The organism is Thalassospira sp. MCCC 1A01148 (assembly GCF_001613795.1).
Classification (GTDB): domain Bacteria; phylum Pseudomonadota; class Alphaproteobacteria; order Rhodospirillales; family Thalassospiraceae; genus Thalassospira.
Window position 1 is genome coordinate 215,404 of sequence record NZ_LPVZ01000020.1, and the last position, 17,385, is coordinate 232,788.

Annotated in this window: 15 protein-coding genes; all 15 read left to right on the forward strand. The window is 55.8% G+C overall.

From position 1 onward, the window contains the following. The first annotated feature begins 164 nt into the window (after positions 1-164). The 15 genes from AUQ43_RS10595 to ftsA all read left to right on the forward strand — a co-directional run bounded on the left by AUQ43_RS10595 (position 165) and on the right by ftsA (position 17,376). Complete coding sequence (locus AUQ43_RS10595) at positions 165-668, forward strand: division/cell wall cluster transcriptional repressor MraZ (RefSeq protein ID WP_062956263.1); 504 nt, start codon at positions 165-167, stop codon at positions 666-668. Beyond that, complete coding sequence (gene rsmH / locus AUQ43_RS10600; protein ID WP_062956264.1) at positions 665-1,651, forward strand: 16S rRNA (cytosine(1402)-N(4))-methyltransferase RsmH; 987 nt, start codon at positions 665-667, stop codon at positions 1,649-1,651. The genes AUQ43_RS10595 and rsmH overlap by 4 nt, the downstream gene beginning before the upstream one ends. Beyond that, a complete protein-coding gene (locus tag AUQ43_RS10605; RefSeq protein ID WP_062956265.1) occupies positions 1,648-2,079 on the forward strand; it encodes a DUF3962 domain-containing protein in 432 nt (143 codons plus the stop codon). The genes rsmH and AUQ43_RS10605 overlap by 4 nt, the downstream gene beginning before the upstream one ends. Beyond that, positions 2,076-3,794 (forward strand): penicillin-binding protein 2, encoded by a 1,719-nt coding sequence (locus AUQ43_RS10610; protein WP_062956266.1) that lies wholly within the window; start codon positions 2,076-2,078, stop codon positions 3,792-3,794. The genes AUQ43_RS10605 and AUQ43_RS10610 overlap by 4 nt, the downstream gene beginning before the upstream one ends. Further along, the gene (locus AUQ43_RS10615) at positions 3,781-5,241 is read left to right on the forward strand and encodes a UDP-N-acetylmuramoyl-L-alanyl-D-glutamate--2,6-diaminopimelate ligase (RefSeq protein WP_062956267.1); all 1,461 of its coding nucleotides are present in this window, start codon (positions 3,781-3,783) and stop codon (positions 5,239-5,241) included. The genes AUQ43_RS10610 and AUQ43_RS10615 overlap by 14 nt, the downstream gene beginning before the upstream one ends. 59 nt (positions 5,242-5,300) lie before the next feature. Then, positions 5,301-6,743, forward strand: coding sequence for a UDP-N-acetylmuramoyl-tripeptide--D-alanyl-D-alanine ligase (gene murF, locus AUQ43_RS10620; RefSeq protein ID WP_062956268.1), 1,443 nt, complete (start codon positions 5,301-5,303; stop codon positions 6,741-6,743). 30 nt (positions 6,744-6,773) lie between these two features. Beyond that, the gene (gene mraY / locus AUQ43_RS10625) at positions 6,774-7,862 is read left to right on the forward strand and encodes a phospho-N-acetylmuramoyl-pentapeptide-transferase (protein ID WP_008889597.1); all 1,089 of its coding nucleotides are present in this window, start codon (positions 6,774-6,776) and stop codon (positions 7,860-7,862) included. Positions 7,863-7,874: 12 nt separating this feature from the next. Then, positions 7,875-9,281 carry a UDP-N-acetylmuramoyl-L-alanine--D-glutamate ligase gene (murD, locus tag AUQ43_RS10630; protein WP_062956269.1) on the forward strand — a complete coding sequence of 469 codons (1,407 nt, stop codon included), beginning with the start codon at positions 7,875-7,877 and terminating at the stop codon, positions 9,279-9,281. Then, positions 9,278-10,417, forward strand: coding sequence for a putative lipid II flippase FtsW (gene ftsW, locus AUQ43_RS10635; RefSeq protein ID WP_062956270.1), 1,140 nt, complete (start codon positions 9,278-9,280; stop codon positions 10,415-10,417). Before murD ends, ftsW begins: the two co-directional genes overlap by 4 nt. A 153-nt stretch (positions 10,418-10,570) precedes the next feature. Then, positions 10,571-11,770: an undecaprenyldiphospho-muramoylpentapeptide beta-N-acetylglucosaminyltransferase gene (gene murG, locus AUQ43_RS10640; RefSeq protein ID WP_062956271.1), complete on the forward strand. Its 1,200-nt coding sequence runs from the start codon at positions 10,571-10,573 to the stop codon at positions 11,768-11,770. Further along, entirely contained in the window at positions 11,767-13,176 is a 1,410-nt protein-coding gene (murC, locus tag AUQ43_RS10645) for a UDP-N-acetylmuramate--L-alanine ligase (RefSeq protein ID WP_062956272.1), read from the forward strand. The genes murG and murC overlap by 4 nt, the downstream gene beginning before the upstream one ends. Before the next feature lie 7 nt (positions 13,177-13,183). Beyond that, entirely contained in the window at positions 13,184-14,128 is a 945-nt protein-coding gene (murB, locus tag AUQ43_RS10650; RefSeq protein WP_062956273.1) for a UDP-N-acetylmuramate dehydrogenase, read from the forward strand. Then, positions 14,125-15,039, forward strand: coding sequence for a D-alanine--D-alanine ligase (locus AUQ43_RS10655; RefSeq protein WP_062956274.1), 915 nt, complete (start codon positions 14,125-14,127; stop codon positions 15,037-15,039). Before murB ends, AUQ43_RS10655 begins: the two co-directional genes overlap by 4 nt. Continuing rightward, positions 15,027-15,890 (forward strand): cell division protein FtsQ/DivIB, encoded by an 864-nt coding sequence (locus AUQ43_RS10660; protein ID WP_062956275.1) that lies wholly within the window; start codon positions 15,027-15,029, stop codon positions 15,888-15,890. Before AUQ43_RS10655 ends, AUQ43_RS10660 begins: the two co-directional genes overlap by 13 nt. Positions 15,891-16,164: 274 nt before the next feature. After that, a complete protein-coding gene (gene ftsA / locus AUQ43_RS10665; protein WP_232310655.1) occupies positions 16,165-17,376 on the forward strand; it encodes a cell division protein FtsA in 1,212 nt (403 codons plus the stop codon). Positions 17,377-17,385 lie beyond the last annotated feature (9 nt).

Here is a 17,385-nt window from a genome sequence, read left to right on the forward strand (position 1 = left end):
GCCCATCAAATCCCATTGACCCCCATCATTTCCCATGGTACCCCATAAAGAGGCACAAATTCCGTGCCATGCGGGGCATATCCATTTCAGACATCACACAGTCGCAAGACAGCCCATCAGGGCCCGAGGTTTGAGATCGGATTTTTGATCAGGGGAATGGCGACGTGCTGTTCACAGGGACGCACATTCACAAGCTGGACCGGAAGGGGCGCGTATCCGTCCCCAAGCGGTTCCGTGCGGCCCTTGACCAAGAAGAATTCGCCGGCATCTACCTGTATCAATCCCACAAGGAAAGCGCGCTTGAAGGCTGTAGCCACAGCCATATGGAGCGCATTGCCGCATCGCTTGATGAACTCGACATGTTCTCTGACGAGGCCGACGATCTGGCAGACACCATCCTTGGCTCCTCGCATATGCTTCCTTACGACGGCGAAGGCCGCATCATTCTGCCTGCAGAACTGATCGAATTCGCACGTATCGAAGATCAGGTCGCCTTTGTCGGCCGTGGTCGCACCTTCCGCCTGTGGAACCCTGACATCTTCAAACCCCTGCAAGAAGCCAGCCGGACCCGCACGCTCAACCGTGGTGCGACATTAAAGCTCAAACCGATGTCCGAACTCCCCAAAGGTGCACGTCCCGGCACCGCGGATGAGGAGGACGCATCATGAGCGACAAGGACCTGAGCTTTGCCACCGAAGACCGTCCACATAAGCCGGTCCTGCTACGCGAGGTACTAGAATCCCTTGCACCGCGTGACGGCGAGATCATGGTTGACGGCACCTTTGGCGCAGGCGGTTACTCCCGCGCCATTCTTGATTCTGCCAATTGCGAGCTTTACGGCATCGACCGCGATCCAACCGCCGTTGCCACAGGCAAACAGCTTGAAGCCGAATATGACGGTCGCTTCCACATGGTCGAGGGATGCTTTGGCGATATGGGCCGCCTTATCCCCGAAGCAGGTCCAGAACAGGTCGATGGCATCGTTCTTGATATCGGTGTTTCATCCATGCAGCTTGATCAGGCGGATCGCGGGTTTTCATTCCGCGAAGACGGCCCGCTTGACATGCGCATGTCCATGTCCGGGCCGACGGCGGCCGACTTCGTCAATACCGCCGAAGAAGAAGACATCGCCAATGTCGTTTATCGCTATGGCGAGGAACGCGCATCGCGCAAGGTCGCACGCAAGATTATCGAGATGCGTGCAGAGGAACCCTTTACCACCACATCCCAACTGGCGCGTGCGGTACGTTCTGTCGTGCGCAAGTCCAAGGACGGAATTGATCCGGCGACCCGCACCTTCCAGGCCTTGCGCATCTATGTGAATGACGAGCTTGGCGAACTTGAACGCGCCATGGATGCCGCCGAGACATTGCTGAAACCGGGCGGCCGTCTGGTGGTTGTAACCTTCCACTCGCTTGAGGATCGGCAGGTCAAGACCTTCATGAAGGAACGCTCAGGCGATCCGAACAAGATGTCACGCCGCCTGCCCGGCGAACCAGAAGTTGCCATCCCGACCTTTACGGCGATCACGCGCAAGGCTGTCACCGGTCAGAAAGATGAAATTCGCGCCAACCCGCGCGCACGTTCGGCAAAGTTGCGCGCCGTTGCACGTAACGAGCAACCGGCATCACCGCAAGGAGGTCGCAAATGACCCGTGCGGTAACCATCATCGGCCTCATCATGACCATCCTGATCGGCACCGGCACCTATTGGGTCAGCCATCAGGTCGAACGTCTTGAAAAGCGCTACGCCGAAATCCAGTCCGACATTCTGGCCGAGCAGGAAAGCATCCATGTGCTTCAGGCGGAATGGAGCTACCTGAACAATCCGGAACGGATCGAGCGCCTGTCCCAGCAGTATCTGAGCCTGGCTCAGATTGAAGTCCTGCAGATGGCCAGCATCAACGATCTGCCAGAAGACGCCGATCTGCATCAGTATCGTATCGACAAGTTTGGCGAGGCGGTTGCCTTTATGCCGGTACCGCGCGCCCGTCCGGGTGATCTGATGTATGACGAGGCAGCGGATTCAATGATCATTGATGCGCCGTCGGTTGCCACCGAAACGGGGGGCGCACAATGAGCCTGACCCGTTTTTCCTACTGGTTGCGCGGGGATCGTCCGGAACTGGGCCCGGATCAGCGTGAGCGCCTTGCGCTTGAAACAGCACGTAACCGTATCTTTATTACCGGCGCGATGTTCATCATCGGTTTTTGCTGGATCACCTATGGTCTGGTTGATGCATCGGTTCTGCGTCAGGGCAATGAACCCGCCGTCGCATCCGGCACCGATACCCGTGAACTCAAGACCGAGCGCGCCGATATCGTTGATCGCAACGGCATGCTGCTGGCGACCGATCTTCCGACCAATTCGCTTTATGCTGACGCCCGTGTGGTCAAGGACCCGGTTGAATCGGCGGATCTTTTGTTGACGGTTTTACCCGATCTGGATCGCGACACGCTGATCCGTCACCTGAGTTCGCGCAAGGCATTCGTCTGGCTGCGCCGCAACCTGACGCCCGAGCAGCAATATGAAGTCAATTCACTGGGCATTCCCGGCCTGAATTTCCAACGTGAAGAACGCCGCGTCTATCCGCATGGACGTCTGTTGTCGCACGCCCTGGGCTTCACCGATATCGACAATAACGGCATCGCTGGTGCTGAGCGCGAGTTTGATAACGAGCTGCGCATCAATAACGGTCCGCTGGAACTTTCGCTTGATACCCGGGTGCAATACGCGCTTGCCGAAGAAGTCGAAACCGCGATGGAAACCTATAGCGCGGTTGGTGCGGCAGGCCTTGTGATGGACGTCTATACCGGCGAAGTGGTTGCGATGACGTCGCTTCCGAATTTTGATCCGCACCGTCCGGGTCAGGCACCGGCTGATGCCCGCTTTAACCGGCCAACACTTGGCGTTTACGAGATGGGTTCGGTGTTCAAGCTGTTTAACACGGCCATCGCCCTTGAAACCGGCACATCGACCTTGAACTCGGTCTATGACGCGACGGAGCCGCTGGCCATTGGCGGCTTCAGAATTCGGGACTATCACGCCGAGAACCGGTGGCTGACCCTGCCGGAAATTCTTGTGCACAGCTCAAACATCGGCTCAGCGCGCATGGCAATGGCCTTTGGCGGCGAGAACCAGCGTAAGTACCTTAAAAAGCTGGGCATGCTCGACAAGCCTCAGATCGAGCTTCCTGAAGTCGGCGGACCGCTTGTGCCCAATCCGTGGCGCGAGATTAACACCATGACGATTTCGTTTGGTCATGGTCTGGCCGTTACCCCGCTTCAGGTTGTCAGCGGCATCTCCACCATCGTCAATGGTGGCATTCGTCGCCCGGCGACCATCCTCAAACAGGATGGTGCACCGGCAGGCGAACGTGTGTTTTCCCAGAAAACTTCGGAACTGATGCGTCGCCTGATGCGGCTGGTCGTTACCGAAGGTTCTGGCAAGAAGGCCGAAGTAGCGGGTTACTTCCTTGGCGGGAAGACCGGGACTTCGGAAAAACTCGTGAACGGGCGCTATGTCAAGAACGCCCGCATGTCGACCTTTGTCGCCGCCTTCCCGATGCAGGACCCGAAATATGTGGTCCTGGTGACGTTGGACGAGCCCAAAGGCACCAAAGAAACTTATGGATTTGCCACAGCAGGTTGGGTGTCCGCCCCTGCAGTTGGCAAGGTTGTGACACGTATTGCTCCCCTTTTGGGCATTGAACCGGCGAATGCGAAGGCGCCGGAGATTGAGCAAGCGCTGCAGATCGAACTTCGCAAGGGGGAGCGCAAACTTGCGTCTTTCTGAGCTCATGGCAGGTGATCAAGCGGCATTGAAACATGCCGAAGGACAGGACCCGGATATCACGGGCCTGACAGCAGACTCACGCACTGTAAAGGACGGCTATATGTTTGCCGCCCTGTCCGGTGCGCGTGATGACGGGTCCAAGTATATTGAAGATGCGATCAAGCTTGGTGCCGCAGCCATCCTTGCAAAGGATGGCACGCCAAGACAGGCAGCCCCCACCGTTCCGTTGATCCCGGTGGAAAACCCGCGCAAGCGTTATGCCCAGCTTGCTGCGCGTTTCTATGGCCAGCAACCCGCAAACATCGCGGCGATCACCGGTACCAACGGCAAGACATCGACCGCGATCTTTACCGAACAGCTCTGGACGATCCTTGGCAATATGTCGGGATCCATCGGCACCCTTGGCATTCGCGCAGCGGGCGCGAAAATTCCCGGTTCGCTGACAACGCCAGATCCGGTGGCACTTCATCAGAGCCTTGATGAAATGTGCGGTATTGGCGTGACCCATGTCGCGATGGAAGCCAGTTCACACGGGCTTGATCAATATCGCCTTGATGGCGTGAAGGTCACCGTTGCCGCCTTTACCAACCTGTCGCGCGACCATCTGGATTATCACGGCACGTTCGAAAAATACTTTGCCGCCAAAGCCCGCCTGTTCTCTGATCTTCTGGTCGCCGATGGCACGGCAGTGCTGAATGCCGATGTCGAACAATTCGACCTTCTGAAAAAACTTTGCGCCAAGCGCGGTGTGAATGTTCTGTCCTATGGACAGAACGCAGATGACATCAAACTGGTCAAGGCAACGCCTGACAGCACCGGCACCCAGATCCGCCTTGCTGCGAACAAGGGTGAATACAACATCCACCTGCCGCTGATGGGCAGCTTCCAGGTGATGAATGCGCTGGCCGCCCTTTCAATCGTTGTGGCATCGGGTGCCGACCTTGATCAGGCGGTTCTTGCGCTTGAAAAGCTTGAAGGTGTCCGCGGCCGACTTGAACTGGTTGGCAAAACCGGCTTCGGTGCACCGGTATTTGTCGATTACGCCCATACGCCTGATGCGCTTGAAACCGTGATCAAGGCTGTCCGTCCGCATTGCAAAGGCCGACTTGTTTGTGTATTCGGGGCCGGTGGAGACCGTGACGTCGGGAAACGCCCGTTGATGGGACAGGTTGCCCGTGACTTTGCCGATATTGCCATCATCACCGATGACAATCCGCGCAGCGAAGACCCGGCCACCATTCGTGCTGCAATCAAGGAACAGTGCGAAGGTGCCGTCGAGATTGGTGACCGTGCCGAAGCCATCAAACGGGGCATCGGCATCCTTCAGCGCAACGATGTCCTTATTATCGCCGGAAAAGGCCATGAAAGAGGCCAAATTGTCGGAGATACGGTTCTTCCATTCGATGATGCATCTGTTGCCCGCAGCATCCTTGTCGGCGGCAACTGACCTTAATTCCCGTTACGGCGCTTTGGCCGTGATGGTCTGAGCGAAAAGAAAGTGACGTTATGACGAAGGCTGTTTTATGGACCGCACAGGATGCTGCAACCGCAACCGGTGGCAAAACCACAGGGGACTGGACGGTAACCGGCATCTCGATTGACAGCCGCAAAGTCAGTAAAGGCGATCTGTTCATCGCCCTGAAGGGCCCGAATTTCGATGGTCAGAAATTTGCGCAGGCCGCCCTTGATGCCGGTGCGCACGCCGTCATGGTCTCGGATGCCAATGGCATTGACGATACCGACAAGGTTCTTCTGGTTGATGACACGATGGCCGCCCTTGAACGACTTGGAATTGCCGGACGTGAACGCAGCAAAGCCAAGATCGTTGCCATCACCGGCAGCGTCGGCAAGACGGGCACCAAGGAAGCGCTTAAATATGTGCTGTCCCAGCAGGGTAAAACCCATGCCAGCCCGGCCAGCTTCAACAATCACTGGGGTGTGCCGATTACTTTGGCGACCCTGCCTGTTGATGCCGAGTTTGGTGTTTTCGAAATCGGCATGAACCATCCGGGCGAGATCAGCACACTTGTCAAAATGGTCAAGCCGTCTGTGGCGTTGATCACCACTGTGGTCGGCGCGCATACAGAGTTCTTCAAGGACGAAGCCGAAATCGCCATGGCCAAGGCCGAGATTTTTGAAGGCCTTGATAGCGACGGTACCGTCATCCTGAACCGTGACAATCTGCATTACTTTGCCCTGGTCCGGCGCGCCAAGGAACTTGGCCTTTCCAACATCAAGTGCTTTGGCACGGATGCCGTATCAAACTATCGCCTGTTTGAAGCAAATATCGTCACCGATGGCAGCGCTGTTCGCGCACGCGTCGGTGGCCAGGATCTGGAATACTTCATCGGTTGCCCCGGCGAACACTGGGTTTTGAACTCGCTTGCCGTTCTTGGGTGTGTTGATGCGATAGGTGCAGACCTTGTCAAAGCGTCGAAGGATCTGGCGGATGTCACTCCGCCTGCCGGACGTGGCGAGACGCACACCGTCAAGCTGCCGACTGGCGAGGGTACCTTTACGCTGATTGATGATGCCTACAACGCCAATCCGACCTCGATGATGGCCGGGATCAAGGTCCTGTCGCAAACCAAACCGGGCGAAGGCGGTCGCAAGATCGCAGTTCTGGGTGAAATGCGCGAGCTCGGAGACAGTGCAACCAAAATGCATGCCGATCTTTATCATCCGCTGACCTCGCTTGAGATTGACCGGGTTTACTCGGTTGGGCCGCTGATGGCCGAACTCGACAAAACTTTGCCTTCCGAACGAAATGCCGGCCACTTTGAAACTGCCGAAGACGCGATAGAGCCCATCAAGGCCGATTTGCGCGATGGCGACGTGGTTTTGATCAAAGGGTCGCTTGGCATTTACGTTTCGAAAATTGTATCGGCCTTAAAATCCTGTGGCGTGGTGGAAAAATCCACAACCGCAACAGAAGAGGGTCAGGACTGACCCTCAGTCGCAAAAGGAACGACCAGAGCAATGCTCTATAATCTGCTTTATCAATTTGCTGATCAGATGCCGGTACTGAACCTGTTTCGGTATATCACCTTCCGCACGGGCGGTGCGATCATCACGTCGCTTATTCTTGCCTTTGTGATCGGTCCGCATCTGATCAACTGGTTGCGTTCCAAACAAAGCGAAGGCCAACCGATCCGTGAAGATGGACCCGAAAGTCACCTTCTGACGAAAAAAGGCACGCCGACAATGGGCGGGCTTTTGCTGTTGCTATCAACCTCGATTGCCACCCTGCTCTGGGCTGATCTGACCAATCCTTATGTCTGGGCTGTTTTGCTGGTCACAATCGGCTATGGCTTCCTTGGTTTTCTGGACGACTTTCTGAAGGTTTCCAAGCGTAACACCAAGGGCCTTCCGGGAAAGCTTAAACTTCTTGGGCAGTTTTCCATCGCAGCCCTTGCCGCCTGGTGGATTTCTTACAATACCGCCGATCCGCTTTCGACAGCGCTTGCTTTCCCGTTCTTCAAGAATTTCCTTCTGGATCTGGGTTGGTTCTTTGTGCCGTTTGCCATGTTTGTCATGGTCGGGGCCTCAAACTCGGTCAACCTGACCGATGGCCTTGACGGTCTGGCGATTGTTCCGGTGATGATTGCCGCGGCCAGTTTTGCGCTGATCACCTATCTGATCGGTAACGTTCAGTTCGCTGAGTATCTGCAGGTCCATTACGTTGCCGGTTCGGGCGAATTGACCATTTTCCTTGGCGCACTTGTCGGTGCTGGCCTTGGCTTCCTCTGGTACAATGCCCCGCCTGCGATGGTATTCATGGGCGATACCGGCTCCCTCGCCCTTGGCGGTGCTTTGGGTGCGGTTTCGGTTGTCACCAAGCACGAACTGGTTCTGGCCATCATTGGTGGTCTGTTTGTTCTGGAAACCCTGTCGGTGATCATTCAGGTCGGGTCGTACAAACTGACCGGTAAACGCGTGTTCCGCATGGCCCCGCTTCATCACCATTTCGAGAAAAAGGGCTGGCAGGAAGCAACCATCGTCATCCGCTTCTGGATCATTGCCGTCATCCTCGCACTGGTTGGTCTTGCGACCCTGAAACTTCGTTAAGGACACCCCATCGTGATTGATCTTTCACATCTGCGCGGCAAAACCATCGCGGTTCTGGGTCTGGGAAAATCCGGACTGGCCAGTGTGAAAGCATTGATCAATGCAGGCGCAATTGTCTGGGCGTGGGACGACACCGCATCATCGCGTGAACAGATCGAACCACTTGGTCTTGCGCCGATCAATCTGGCGGAATGTGACTGGTCTGAACCCGACATGCTGGTGATCAGCCCGGGCATTCCATCCACCTTTCCGACCCCGCATCCGGCGGCCGAAAAGGCCCGCCGTGCGGGCAAACCGATTATTTGCGACGTTGAACTGCTTTGCGCGGCACAGCCTGATGTGCCAACACTTGCCATCACCGGCACCAACGGCAAGTCGACCACCACCGCACTGACCGCCCACATTATCGGGCAGGCTGGGATTAAAACGCAGGCTGGCGGCAACCTTGGCAATGCAGCCCTTGGGCTTGAACCCTCTACCACAGATGATTGTCTGGTTCTTGAACTGTCATCCTATCAGCTCGAACTGCTTGAACATGCGGCCTTTGATGCCTGTGCGCTGTTGAACATCACCCCGGATCATCTGGATCGCCATGGCGGGCTGGATGGCTATATCGGGGCAAAACACCTGATCTTTGCACGTTCCAAAGGGCCGAAATGGGCAATCATTTCCGTTGATGACGAACCATGTGCCAAAATGGCGGTTGAACTGGCGCGCGAAGGCGGTCGTCACATCATCGAAGTTTCTGTCAAACAACCGGTCGATCACGGCATCTATGTTGATGCGGATGGTTGGCTGATTGATGACATGACCGGGGCGCAAACCCGTATTCTGGATCTTGCGACCGTCACCCATATGCCCGGTCGACACAACTGGCAAAACATTGCCTTTGCCTATGGGTTGTGCCGTGCGCGGGGTGTGGATGCCACCCGGATCATTGATGGCGTCATGTCCTTCCCGGGTCTTGCCCATCGACAGGAACTGCTTGGCAGCATTGATGGTGTGGTATTTGTCAATGACAGCAAGGCCACCAATGCCGAAGCATCGGCAAAGGCGCTTTCAGCCTATAAGAACATTTACTGGATCGCGGGTGGCAAACCCAAGGAAGGCGGAATCGCGGGATTGCAGGAATACTATCCCCATATCAAGAAAGCCTACTTGATCGGCGCTGCAACCAACGAATTTGCAGAAACCCTTGGTAATGACCTGTCCTGGGAGAAATGCGAAACCCTTGATGTCGCAACCAAGGCGGCCTTTGCGGATGCCCAGGCAAGCGGCGATGACAAACCGGTGGTAATGTTAACCCCTGCCTGTGCATCCTTTGATCAATTCAAAAGCTTTGAGGCGCGCGGCGATGCATTCCGCGACCTTTATGCCGCCTTGGCGAATAGTGACCGGACCGGGAAGGAAAGCGCATGAAGTCCCTGTTTGGTCATAACACGCATATTGCCTTTTCCCGTGCGGATACCTCGGTTCTGGGGATCTGGTGGTGGACCGTAGATCGCTGGCTGTTGGCAGCCATCATCCTTTTGATGGGGATTGGCGCACTTCTGGTGATGTCGGCAAGTCCGCCGGTCGCGGATCGCATCAATGTCGACAGCTTCCACTTTGTCACCCGCCAGTTTGTCTTTCTTGGCATGGCGACGATCTGCATGTTCGGCATTTCGCTGTTGCCGGTGAAATGGGTCAGGCGTCTGGCATCCTTCATGTTTTTGGGCGTGATCTTTTTGCTGATCATTACCCCGTTCATCGGATCAGACATCAAGGGTGCGGTACGCTGGATCAATGTTGCCGGGATCAACCTGCAACCGTCAGAATTCCTCAAACCCGCCTTTGCGGTTGTCATTGCCTGGATGTTTGCCGAAGGGCGACTTAACCCGAACTTCCCGGGCTATATCGTTTCAAGCCTGATCCTTGCTGTTTGCATCTTCCTTCTAATGATCCAGCCGGACTTCGGCCAGACAGTTGTGATCACCTCAATCTGGTCAGTTCAGATCTTCCTTGCGGGTCTTCCGATCATTCTGGTGTTTTGCCTTGGACTTGGGGCGGTTGGGTTGGCGGTAACCGCCTATCTGATCATGCCGCACGTACAGTCACGTGTGGATCGCTTCCTTGATCCGGCATCGGGTGACAGTTATCAGATCGAACGATCCATGGAAGCCTTCATGAATGGTGGCATTATGGGCCGGGGCCCGGGTGAAGGCTGGGTAAAGAACTCCATTCCCGATGCCCATTCTGACTTCATCTTTGCAGTTGCCGGCGAGGAGTTTGGTCTTCTGTTCTGTGTCCTGGTGGTTGGTGTCTTTACCTTCATCATCATGCGCGGTCTTTCGCGCCTGATGGGGGAACGCAACCTGTTCGTGGTTCTGGCGGTAACCGGCATTCTGGTTCAGTTCGGCTTGCAGGCCGTGATCAACATGGCATCGACCCTGCAATTGGTCCCGCCAAAGGGCATGACATTGCCGTTTGTATCCTACGGTGGTTCAGCGACGATCGGTATTGCGATCGGTATGGGATTTGTCCTTGCCCTGACGCGCAAGCGGCCCGGTGAATAACCAACCTGCTTCCCAAAAACTTTCTGCATTAAAACGACAAAATCAGGCCTTATTCAGGAACTGGTTTGAAGGGATATTAACCTTTGTCGGGTTCTGATGGGGGTAACTGTCGGGGACCATCCCTGCACCGCCGTCGTTTTACATGTGGACAAGATGACTGACTTAGCAAATCCAGAACTTTCTGCCGCCGAGACGCCGCTGGCAGGTCAGGTGATCGCCGTAACATCCGGTGGTACCGGCGGGCATATGTTTCCGGCTGTTGCCTTGTCCAAATCACTCGTGCGTCGTGGCGCACAGGTACTGTTTTTCACCGACGCCCGCGCGGCCCGCTATACCGAGGATGTTGAAGGTGTCGAAACCGTTATCTTGCCTGCTGGCGGCATTGCCGGCAAAGGCATCAAGGGGCGCCTGATCGGGGCCGCCCGCCTTGGCCTTGGCACGCTTAAAGCCAGAAGCCGCATCAAAAAGGCCAAACCGGCAGCTGTGATCGGATTTGGCGGCTATGCCTCTATCCCCGCGACAATGTCGGCCAAGTGGCTGGGCATTCCATATGCCATTCATGAACAAAACGCCGTTCTTGGCCGCGCAAACCGTCTGGTGGCAGGCAATGCACAGCGTATTGCAACATCCTTTGCCAAGGTCAGGATGATTGCACCGGGTGACGAGGCCAAAGTAATCTGGACCGGCAACCCGGTACGTGCCGAAGTCGCCGCCCTTGCATCAAGTGAGTATGATGCGCCAACCAATGACGGGCCGATCCGGCTTTTGATCACAGGCGGATCACAAGGGGCGCGCATCCTGTCCGAAGTCCTACCGACTGCACTGGTCAATCTGCCTGAAGGTTTGCGCAAACGTCTGGTCGTAACCCAGCAGGCACGTGAAGAAGATCTTAATGCTGTTCGCAAGACCTATGACGGATCGCAGATCGACGTAACACTGGCATCCTTCATCGATGACATTCCGGAACGTTTGCGCGACTGCCATCTGGTGATTGCCCGTTCAGGGGCATCGACGGTTGCCGAGCTAACCGCAGCCGGGCGCCCCGGTTTTCTGGTGCCGCTTCCCCATGCCATTGACGATCATCAGCGTTACAACGCCCAGCAAGTCGAAGATGCCGGTGGCGCATGGCTGATGCCACAAGACCGGTTTGGCAGCGAGGCGGTGACGGATCGTTTGGCGAAACTTTTGACCAACCCTGCCGCCTTGACGCGTGCCGCAAAGGCCGCCAAAAGCAGCGGAAGGGCCAACGCCGCCGAGCGGTTGGCCGACATGGTGCTTGATATGCTGGGACTGAACCCGGCAGGAAGCCCGGATAACAAGAACATGAGCAAAGACCGAGGAGACATGCAATGAACACCCTGCCGCTCAACATCGGCACCATCCACTTTGTCGGTATTGGTGGCATCGGCATGTCCGGTATTGCCGAAATCCTCAACAACCTGGGCTATTCGGTGCAGGGCTCGGACATTTCCGACAATGCCAATGTGCAGCGCCTGCGCGCCCTTGGCATTAAAGTCTTTGTCGGGCACAAGGAAGAAAATGTCGAAGACGCCAAGGTCGTTGTGATTTCAACCGCCGTCAAGCCGACCAACCCCGAAGTCGTAGCCGCACGCGCGGCCATGATCCCGGTCGTGCGCCGTGCCGAAATGCTGGCCGAACTGATGCGCCTTAAGGCAGCAATCGCGATTGGCGGAACCCATGGCAAAACAACCACCACGTCACTGGTGGCCACCATGCTGGATGCCGCCGGGCTTGACCCGACCGTCATCAATGGCGGGATAATTAATTCATATGGCACCAACGCGCGCCTTGGCGAAGGTGACTGGATGGTGGTGGAGGCCGATGAGTCTGATGGCACCTTTGTCAAAGTGCCGTCCACCATCTCGGTTGTGACCAACATTGACCCCGAACATCTTGACCACTGGAAAGATTTCGATCAGCTGCGCGAAGCCTTCAAGAACTTCGTTCAGAACATCCCGTTTTATGGCTTTGCGGTTCTGTGCATCGATCATCCCGAAGTCCAGGCCCTGATTGGGCGCGTGACGGATCGTCGTATTTTCACATTCGGTTTTTCACCGCAGGCTGATGTCCGCGCGGTAAATGTGCGGACCAATATCGGCGACAGTGTCTTTGATGTTGTTATCCGCGAACGGGTTGATAGCGAAGAACGCGTGATCAAGGATGTCCGCCTGCCAATGGTTGGCGATCATAACGTGTCAAACTCGCTAGCAGCGATTACGGTCGCGCTGGAACTTGGCATCCCCGATGAGAAAATCGTCTCCGCCTTTGACGGGTTTACCGGCGTTAAACGTCGCTTCACCAAAACCGGCGAGGTTGATGGCGTTACGATCATCGACGATTACGGTCATCACCCGGTTGAAATCAAGGCAGTGCTAAAAGCTGCCCGTCAGGCGACGCAAAACAACGTGATCGCAGTCGTTCAGCCGCACCGTTACTCACGCCTGCATGACCTGTTCGAAGATTTCTGCACCTGCTTTAACGATGCGGATAACGTCATTGTCGCCGACGTCTTTGAGGCCGGTGAAAGCCCGATCGAGGGTGCCTCGCGTGATGCACTTGTCGAAGGCCTGCGCAACCGTGGCCACCGCCATGTGAGCGCACTGGAAGGCCCGGAAAAACTGGCCGAAGTCATCAAAGCCGAAGCAAAACCGGGCGATCTTGTCGTTTGCCTTGGTGCTGGTTCAATCAGCGCATGGGCAAATGCCCTGCCCGCCCAACTTGAAGCGATCAAGAACTGAGGCAGATATGAGCACGCCGAAACACCATACGCCCCTGATCGACCGCCTGCCAAAAGTGCGCGGCAAGCTGCGCGAAGGCGCACAACTTGCCAAAGTCACCTGGTTTCAGGTTGGTGGCCCGGCAGATGTTATGTTTCGCCCAGAGGATGAAGCCGACCTTGCTGATTTTCTAAAAGGCAAACCGGAAGACTTGCCTGTGACTGTCATTGGGGTTGGGTCAAACCTTTTGGTTCGCGATGGCGGCATTCGTGGCGTCGTCGTCCGCCTTGGCCGCCCGTTTACCGATGTCGTGGTCGAGGACGGCGCGGTTCACGCCGGTGCTGGCGCACTTGATCTCAATGTTGCGCAAACCGCGCAGATGAATGGCATTGCCGGTCTGGAATTTCTGTCTGGCATTCCCGGCACCATCGGTGGGGCGTTGCGCATGAATGCCGGGGCCTATGGAACCGAGATCAAGGATGTTCTTGTATCGGCAACCGCAATTGACGGCAGCGGTAATATCCATACCGTCACCCCCGATGAAATGAACATGACCTATCGGCATTGCAGCGTTCCAGAGGACTGGATTTTCACGTCTGCAATCTTGCGCGCATCGTCTGGTGATCCTGAAGACATCGCCAAACGCATGGATGAAATCCAGAAGTCGCGGGTAGAATCGCAACCGATCAAATCGCGTACCGGTGGCTCAACCTTTGCCAATCCCGTCCCAAAACGCGCATGGGAAGTCATTGATGCGGCCGGGTGTCGCGGACTTAAAATCGGCGGTGCGCAAATGTCCGAGCAGCACTGCAATTTCATGATCAATACGGGCAACGCCACAGCCCTTGATCTTGAACAGCTTGGCGATGAAGTCCGCAGACGGGTCAAAGAACATAGCGGCGTTGAGCTGCGCTGGGAAATTCGGCGCATCGGTGAGCGCCTTGGCCACTCGATCATAGGAAAAGACGCATGAGCAAACATGTCGCTGTCATTCTGGGCGGTTGGTCAGCAGAACGGGAAGTTTCCCTGTCATCCGGGCACGAATGCGCCAAAGCGCTGCGTGAAAAAGGTTATAAGGTTACCGAGATTGATGCGACGCGTGACCTTGCAAGCCAACTTGTGGCGATTGATCCCAAACCCGATGTGATCTTTAACGCCCTGCATGGCCGCTGGGGCGAAGACGGCGCGGTTCAGGGATTGCTTGAAATCATGAACATCCCCTACACGCATTCTGGTGTACGCGCCTCGGCCATTGCCATGGACAAGATGTCGGCAAAGGCGATGTTTGCCGAATATGAAATTCCCTGTGCGCGCCACGTCTGGGTCACACGCGAAGACATTGCATCTGGCAAGGCACTGCCACCACCTTACGTTCTGAAACCCAATAACGAAGGGTCCTCTGTCGGGGTTGAAATCATCCTGACAGCCGAGGAAGAGCAAAACATGCTTGCCCGGAGCTGGGATCACGGCGACGGCGTGATGCAGGAAGAATTCATTCCCGGTCGCGAAATGACCGTTGCCGTCAAGGATGGCAAGGCGATGGAAGTCATCGAAATCCTGACCGGCAACCATGCCTTCTACGATTTTGAATCCAAATACGCCCAGGGCGGATCGGAACATATCGTCCCTGCCGACATCGAAGGCGATCTGCGTGATCGTCTGCAACGTCACGCCGAAGAAGCCTATAAGGCGCTTGGCTGCCGGGGCGTGGCGCGTGCTGATTTCCGCTATGATCCGGAAAAGGACCATCTGGCGATCCTTGAAATCAACACACAGCCGGGCATGACGCCTACATCACTTGTTCCCGATGCCGCCCGCCACGAGGGGCTTAGCTTTGCCGATATCGTCGCATGGATGGTGGAGGACGCCTCATGCGAACGCTAGAAGAACAGGCCCGCGAACGGCGCGAGAAGCTCGATAAACGACATGGCGTTGCATCAAACGTCAAAAAGATTGCCCGGGTCATGTGGTGGAGTGGCTTTATTGGCGCGATCACGATCATTCCGGCTGCCCTTTGGTATACAGGCAAAGCGGACAAATGGCTCGAAATGGTGGAACAGGAAAGTGTTCACCTGTCAGCTGAATTCGGCATGACGGTCAAAAACATCGAAGTTTCAGGCCGCGAAAAGACCGACACCAATGCCCTTCTGGCCGCCATCGGCCAAAAACCCGGCACACCGATCATTACCTTTGATGTGGAAGCCGCACGCGAACGGGTCGAGGAACTATCATGGGTACGCAGCGCAAAAGTCGAACGCCAGTTGCCCGATACCCTTATCGTATCGATTGTTGAGCGCAAACCGCTGGCTCTTTGGCAAACCGAAGGCCGCGACCATGTCCTGATTGATGGCGATGGCGAACAGCTCCAGAATTACGAGCTGGGCGATTACCTTGATCTGCCGGTTCTGGTTGGTGATGACGCCCCCAAGGCCGCGGCAGAAATGCTGACCACCTTGCAGACCATCCCACATCTTTATGATCAGATCACCGGTGCACAACGGATTGGTCATCGCCGCTGGAACATTCAGCTTGCCAACGGCATGTTTATCCGCCTGCCCGAAGAGAACATGGAACTGGCTTGGCAGCGTCTTGAAATGCTTGATCGCGAACACGGTATTCTTGACCGGGATGTCTTGATCGTAGATCTGCGACTTCCAGACCGGACATTTGTTCGCCTGACACCGGGTGCGGCAGAACAACGGCGCAACCCGCCAAAGAAGGAGGGCGCAGTCTGAATTGACCGCGCTTTTGCATTCTTACCGATCTTCCGCCGAAAAAGCGGCTTGGGCAGTTCTTACAAGACTGCCTCTATTGTTTTTACGCAGTTCTTGCGCACATTCGCATAAAAGATGCGTTACGTGACGGTCTGCCTTAACCAAATTGCAACGGCTTTTGGTGGAAAACGGGCGTAATAAGGTAGGGTCACAAAAGTCTCACCACATAACCCATAAAAAAATTCAGAGCATTCAATTGGCACGCGGCAAAACCAGATCAGGATTGATTGCGGCTTTGGACATTGGAACGTCCAAGGTCTGTTGTTTTATTGCGCGACGCGAAAAGGACCAGCCGCCCAAGATCATCGGCATTGGACACAACATGTCCAAGGGCCTTCAAAGTGGATCCATTTCCAACCTTGATGCCGCGCAGGAAGTCGTGCTTGCCGCAGTTAACGCCGCTGAGAAGATGGCAGGTCAAACCATCGACTCGGTTATTGTGAACCTGTCCGGCGGCCGTCCAGAATCTGAAACGCACACGGTTGAGCTACCGCTTGGCTCCCGTCCGATTGGCAATCTTGAGATCCGCAAACTCAATGACCAGAAAGAAGCCCTTTTGCGTCAGGCCGGTGACGAGCTGATCCACACCGTTCCACTTGGCTTCCGTCTTGATGGCGCCAATACAATGAACGACCCACGCGGCATGTACGGGTCGACCCTTGGTCTCGATCTGCATTTCGTTCGAACCCAGACAGCACCTTTGCGCAATCTCGATACCCTGTTGGCACGCTGCCATCTTGCGATTGAAGAAACCGTTGTGACGCCGTTGGCATCTGGTCTTGCCGCTTTGACGCCGGATCAGCGCGATTTGGGTGCGACCGTGATTGATATGGGTGCTGGCACAACCAGTGTTGCCGTCTTTAACGCGGGCCAAGTTGTTTACACCACGTCGGTTCCGGTCGGTGGCGCACATGTGACGCGCGATATTGCCTATGGTCTCAATACGTCGCTTAGCCATGCGGAACGGATGAAAACCTTGCATGGTAGCGCTTTGACCTCTCCATCGGATGATCAGGAAATCCTTGCGGTTCCGACCATCGGCGATGAAGACGAAAACAATTTCAATCATGTGCCGCGCTCCATGCTGATCAACATCATCAAGCCCAGGCTTGAGGAAACCTTTGAGTTGATTCGCGATCAGCTTGAAGAACATGGCCTGTCACAGATTGGTGGACGCAGCATCGTTCTGACCGGTGGTGCGAGCCAGTTGAATGCCATCGCCGATCTTGCCAGCCAAATGTTTGAACGCCCGGCAACCGTTGCCCTGCCCCACGGGGTATCAGGCCTTGCAGAAGCGACCGCCGGCCCCGCCTTTTCGGCCTGTTCGGGCCTGTTATTGCGCGCTGTCGCCCAGCAAAATGACCCGCTTAGCGAAGCCATGGCGCAAATCCGTCAATCGGGCGGACGCTGGGGCCGTTTGGGCGCCTGGTTCAAAGAGAACTTCTAGTACGCAAAT

What these genes read in the sequence shown, in the direction of transcription:
- AUQ43_RS10605 (WP_062956265.1), top strand. Translation starts at nt 1,648, where the DNA reads ATGACCCGTGCGGTAACCATCATCGGCCTCATCATGACCATCCTGATC.
- murG (WP_062956271.1), top strand. Translation starts at nt 10,571, where the DNA reads ATGACTGACTTAGCAAATCCAGAACTTTCTGCCGCCGAGACGCCGCTG.
- murC (WP_062956272.1), top strand. Translation starts at nt 11,767, where the DNA reads ATGAACACCCTGCCGCTCAACATCGGCACCATCCACTTTGTCGGTATT.
- AUQ43_RS10660 (WP_062956275.1), top strand. Translation starts at nt 15,027, where the DNA reads ATGCGAACGCTAGAAGAACAGGCCCGCGAACGGCGCGAGAAGCTCGAT.
- AUQ43_RS10610 (WP_062956266.1), top strand. Translation starts at nt 2,076, where the DNA reads ATGAGCCTGACCCGTTTTTCCTACTGGTTGCGCGGGGATCGTCCGGAA.
- mraY (WP_008889597.1), top strand. Translation starts at nt 6,774, where the DNA reads ATGCTCTATAATCTGCTTTATCAATTTGCTGATCAGATGCCGGTACTG.
- murF (WP_062956268.1), top strand. Translation starts at nt 5,301, where the DNA reads ATGACGAAGGCTGTTTTATGGACCGCACAGGATGCTGCAACCGCAACC.
- murB (WP_062956273.1), top strand. Translation starts at nt 13,184, where the DNA reads ATGAGCACGCCGAAACACCATACGCCCCTGATCGACCGCCTGCCAAAA.
- ftsW (WP_062956270.1), top strand. Translation starts at nt 9,278, where the DNA reads ATGAAGTCCCTGTTTGGTCATAACACGCATATTGCCTTTTCCCGTGCG.
- AUQ43_RS10655 (WP_062956274.1), top strand. Translation starts at nt 14,125, where the DNA reads ATGAGCAAACATGTCGCTGTCATTCTGGGCGGTTGGTCAGCAGAACGG.
- rsmH (WP_062956264.1), top strand. Translation starts at nt 665, where the DNA reads ATGAGCGACAAGGACCTGAGCTTTGCCACCGAAGACCGTCCACATAAG.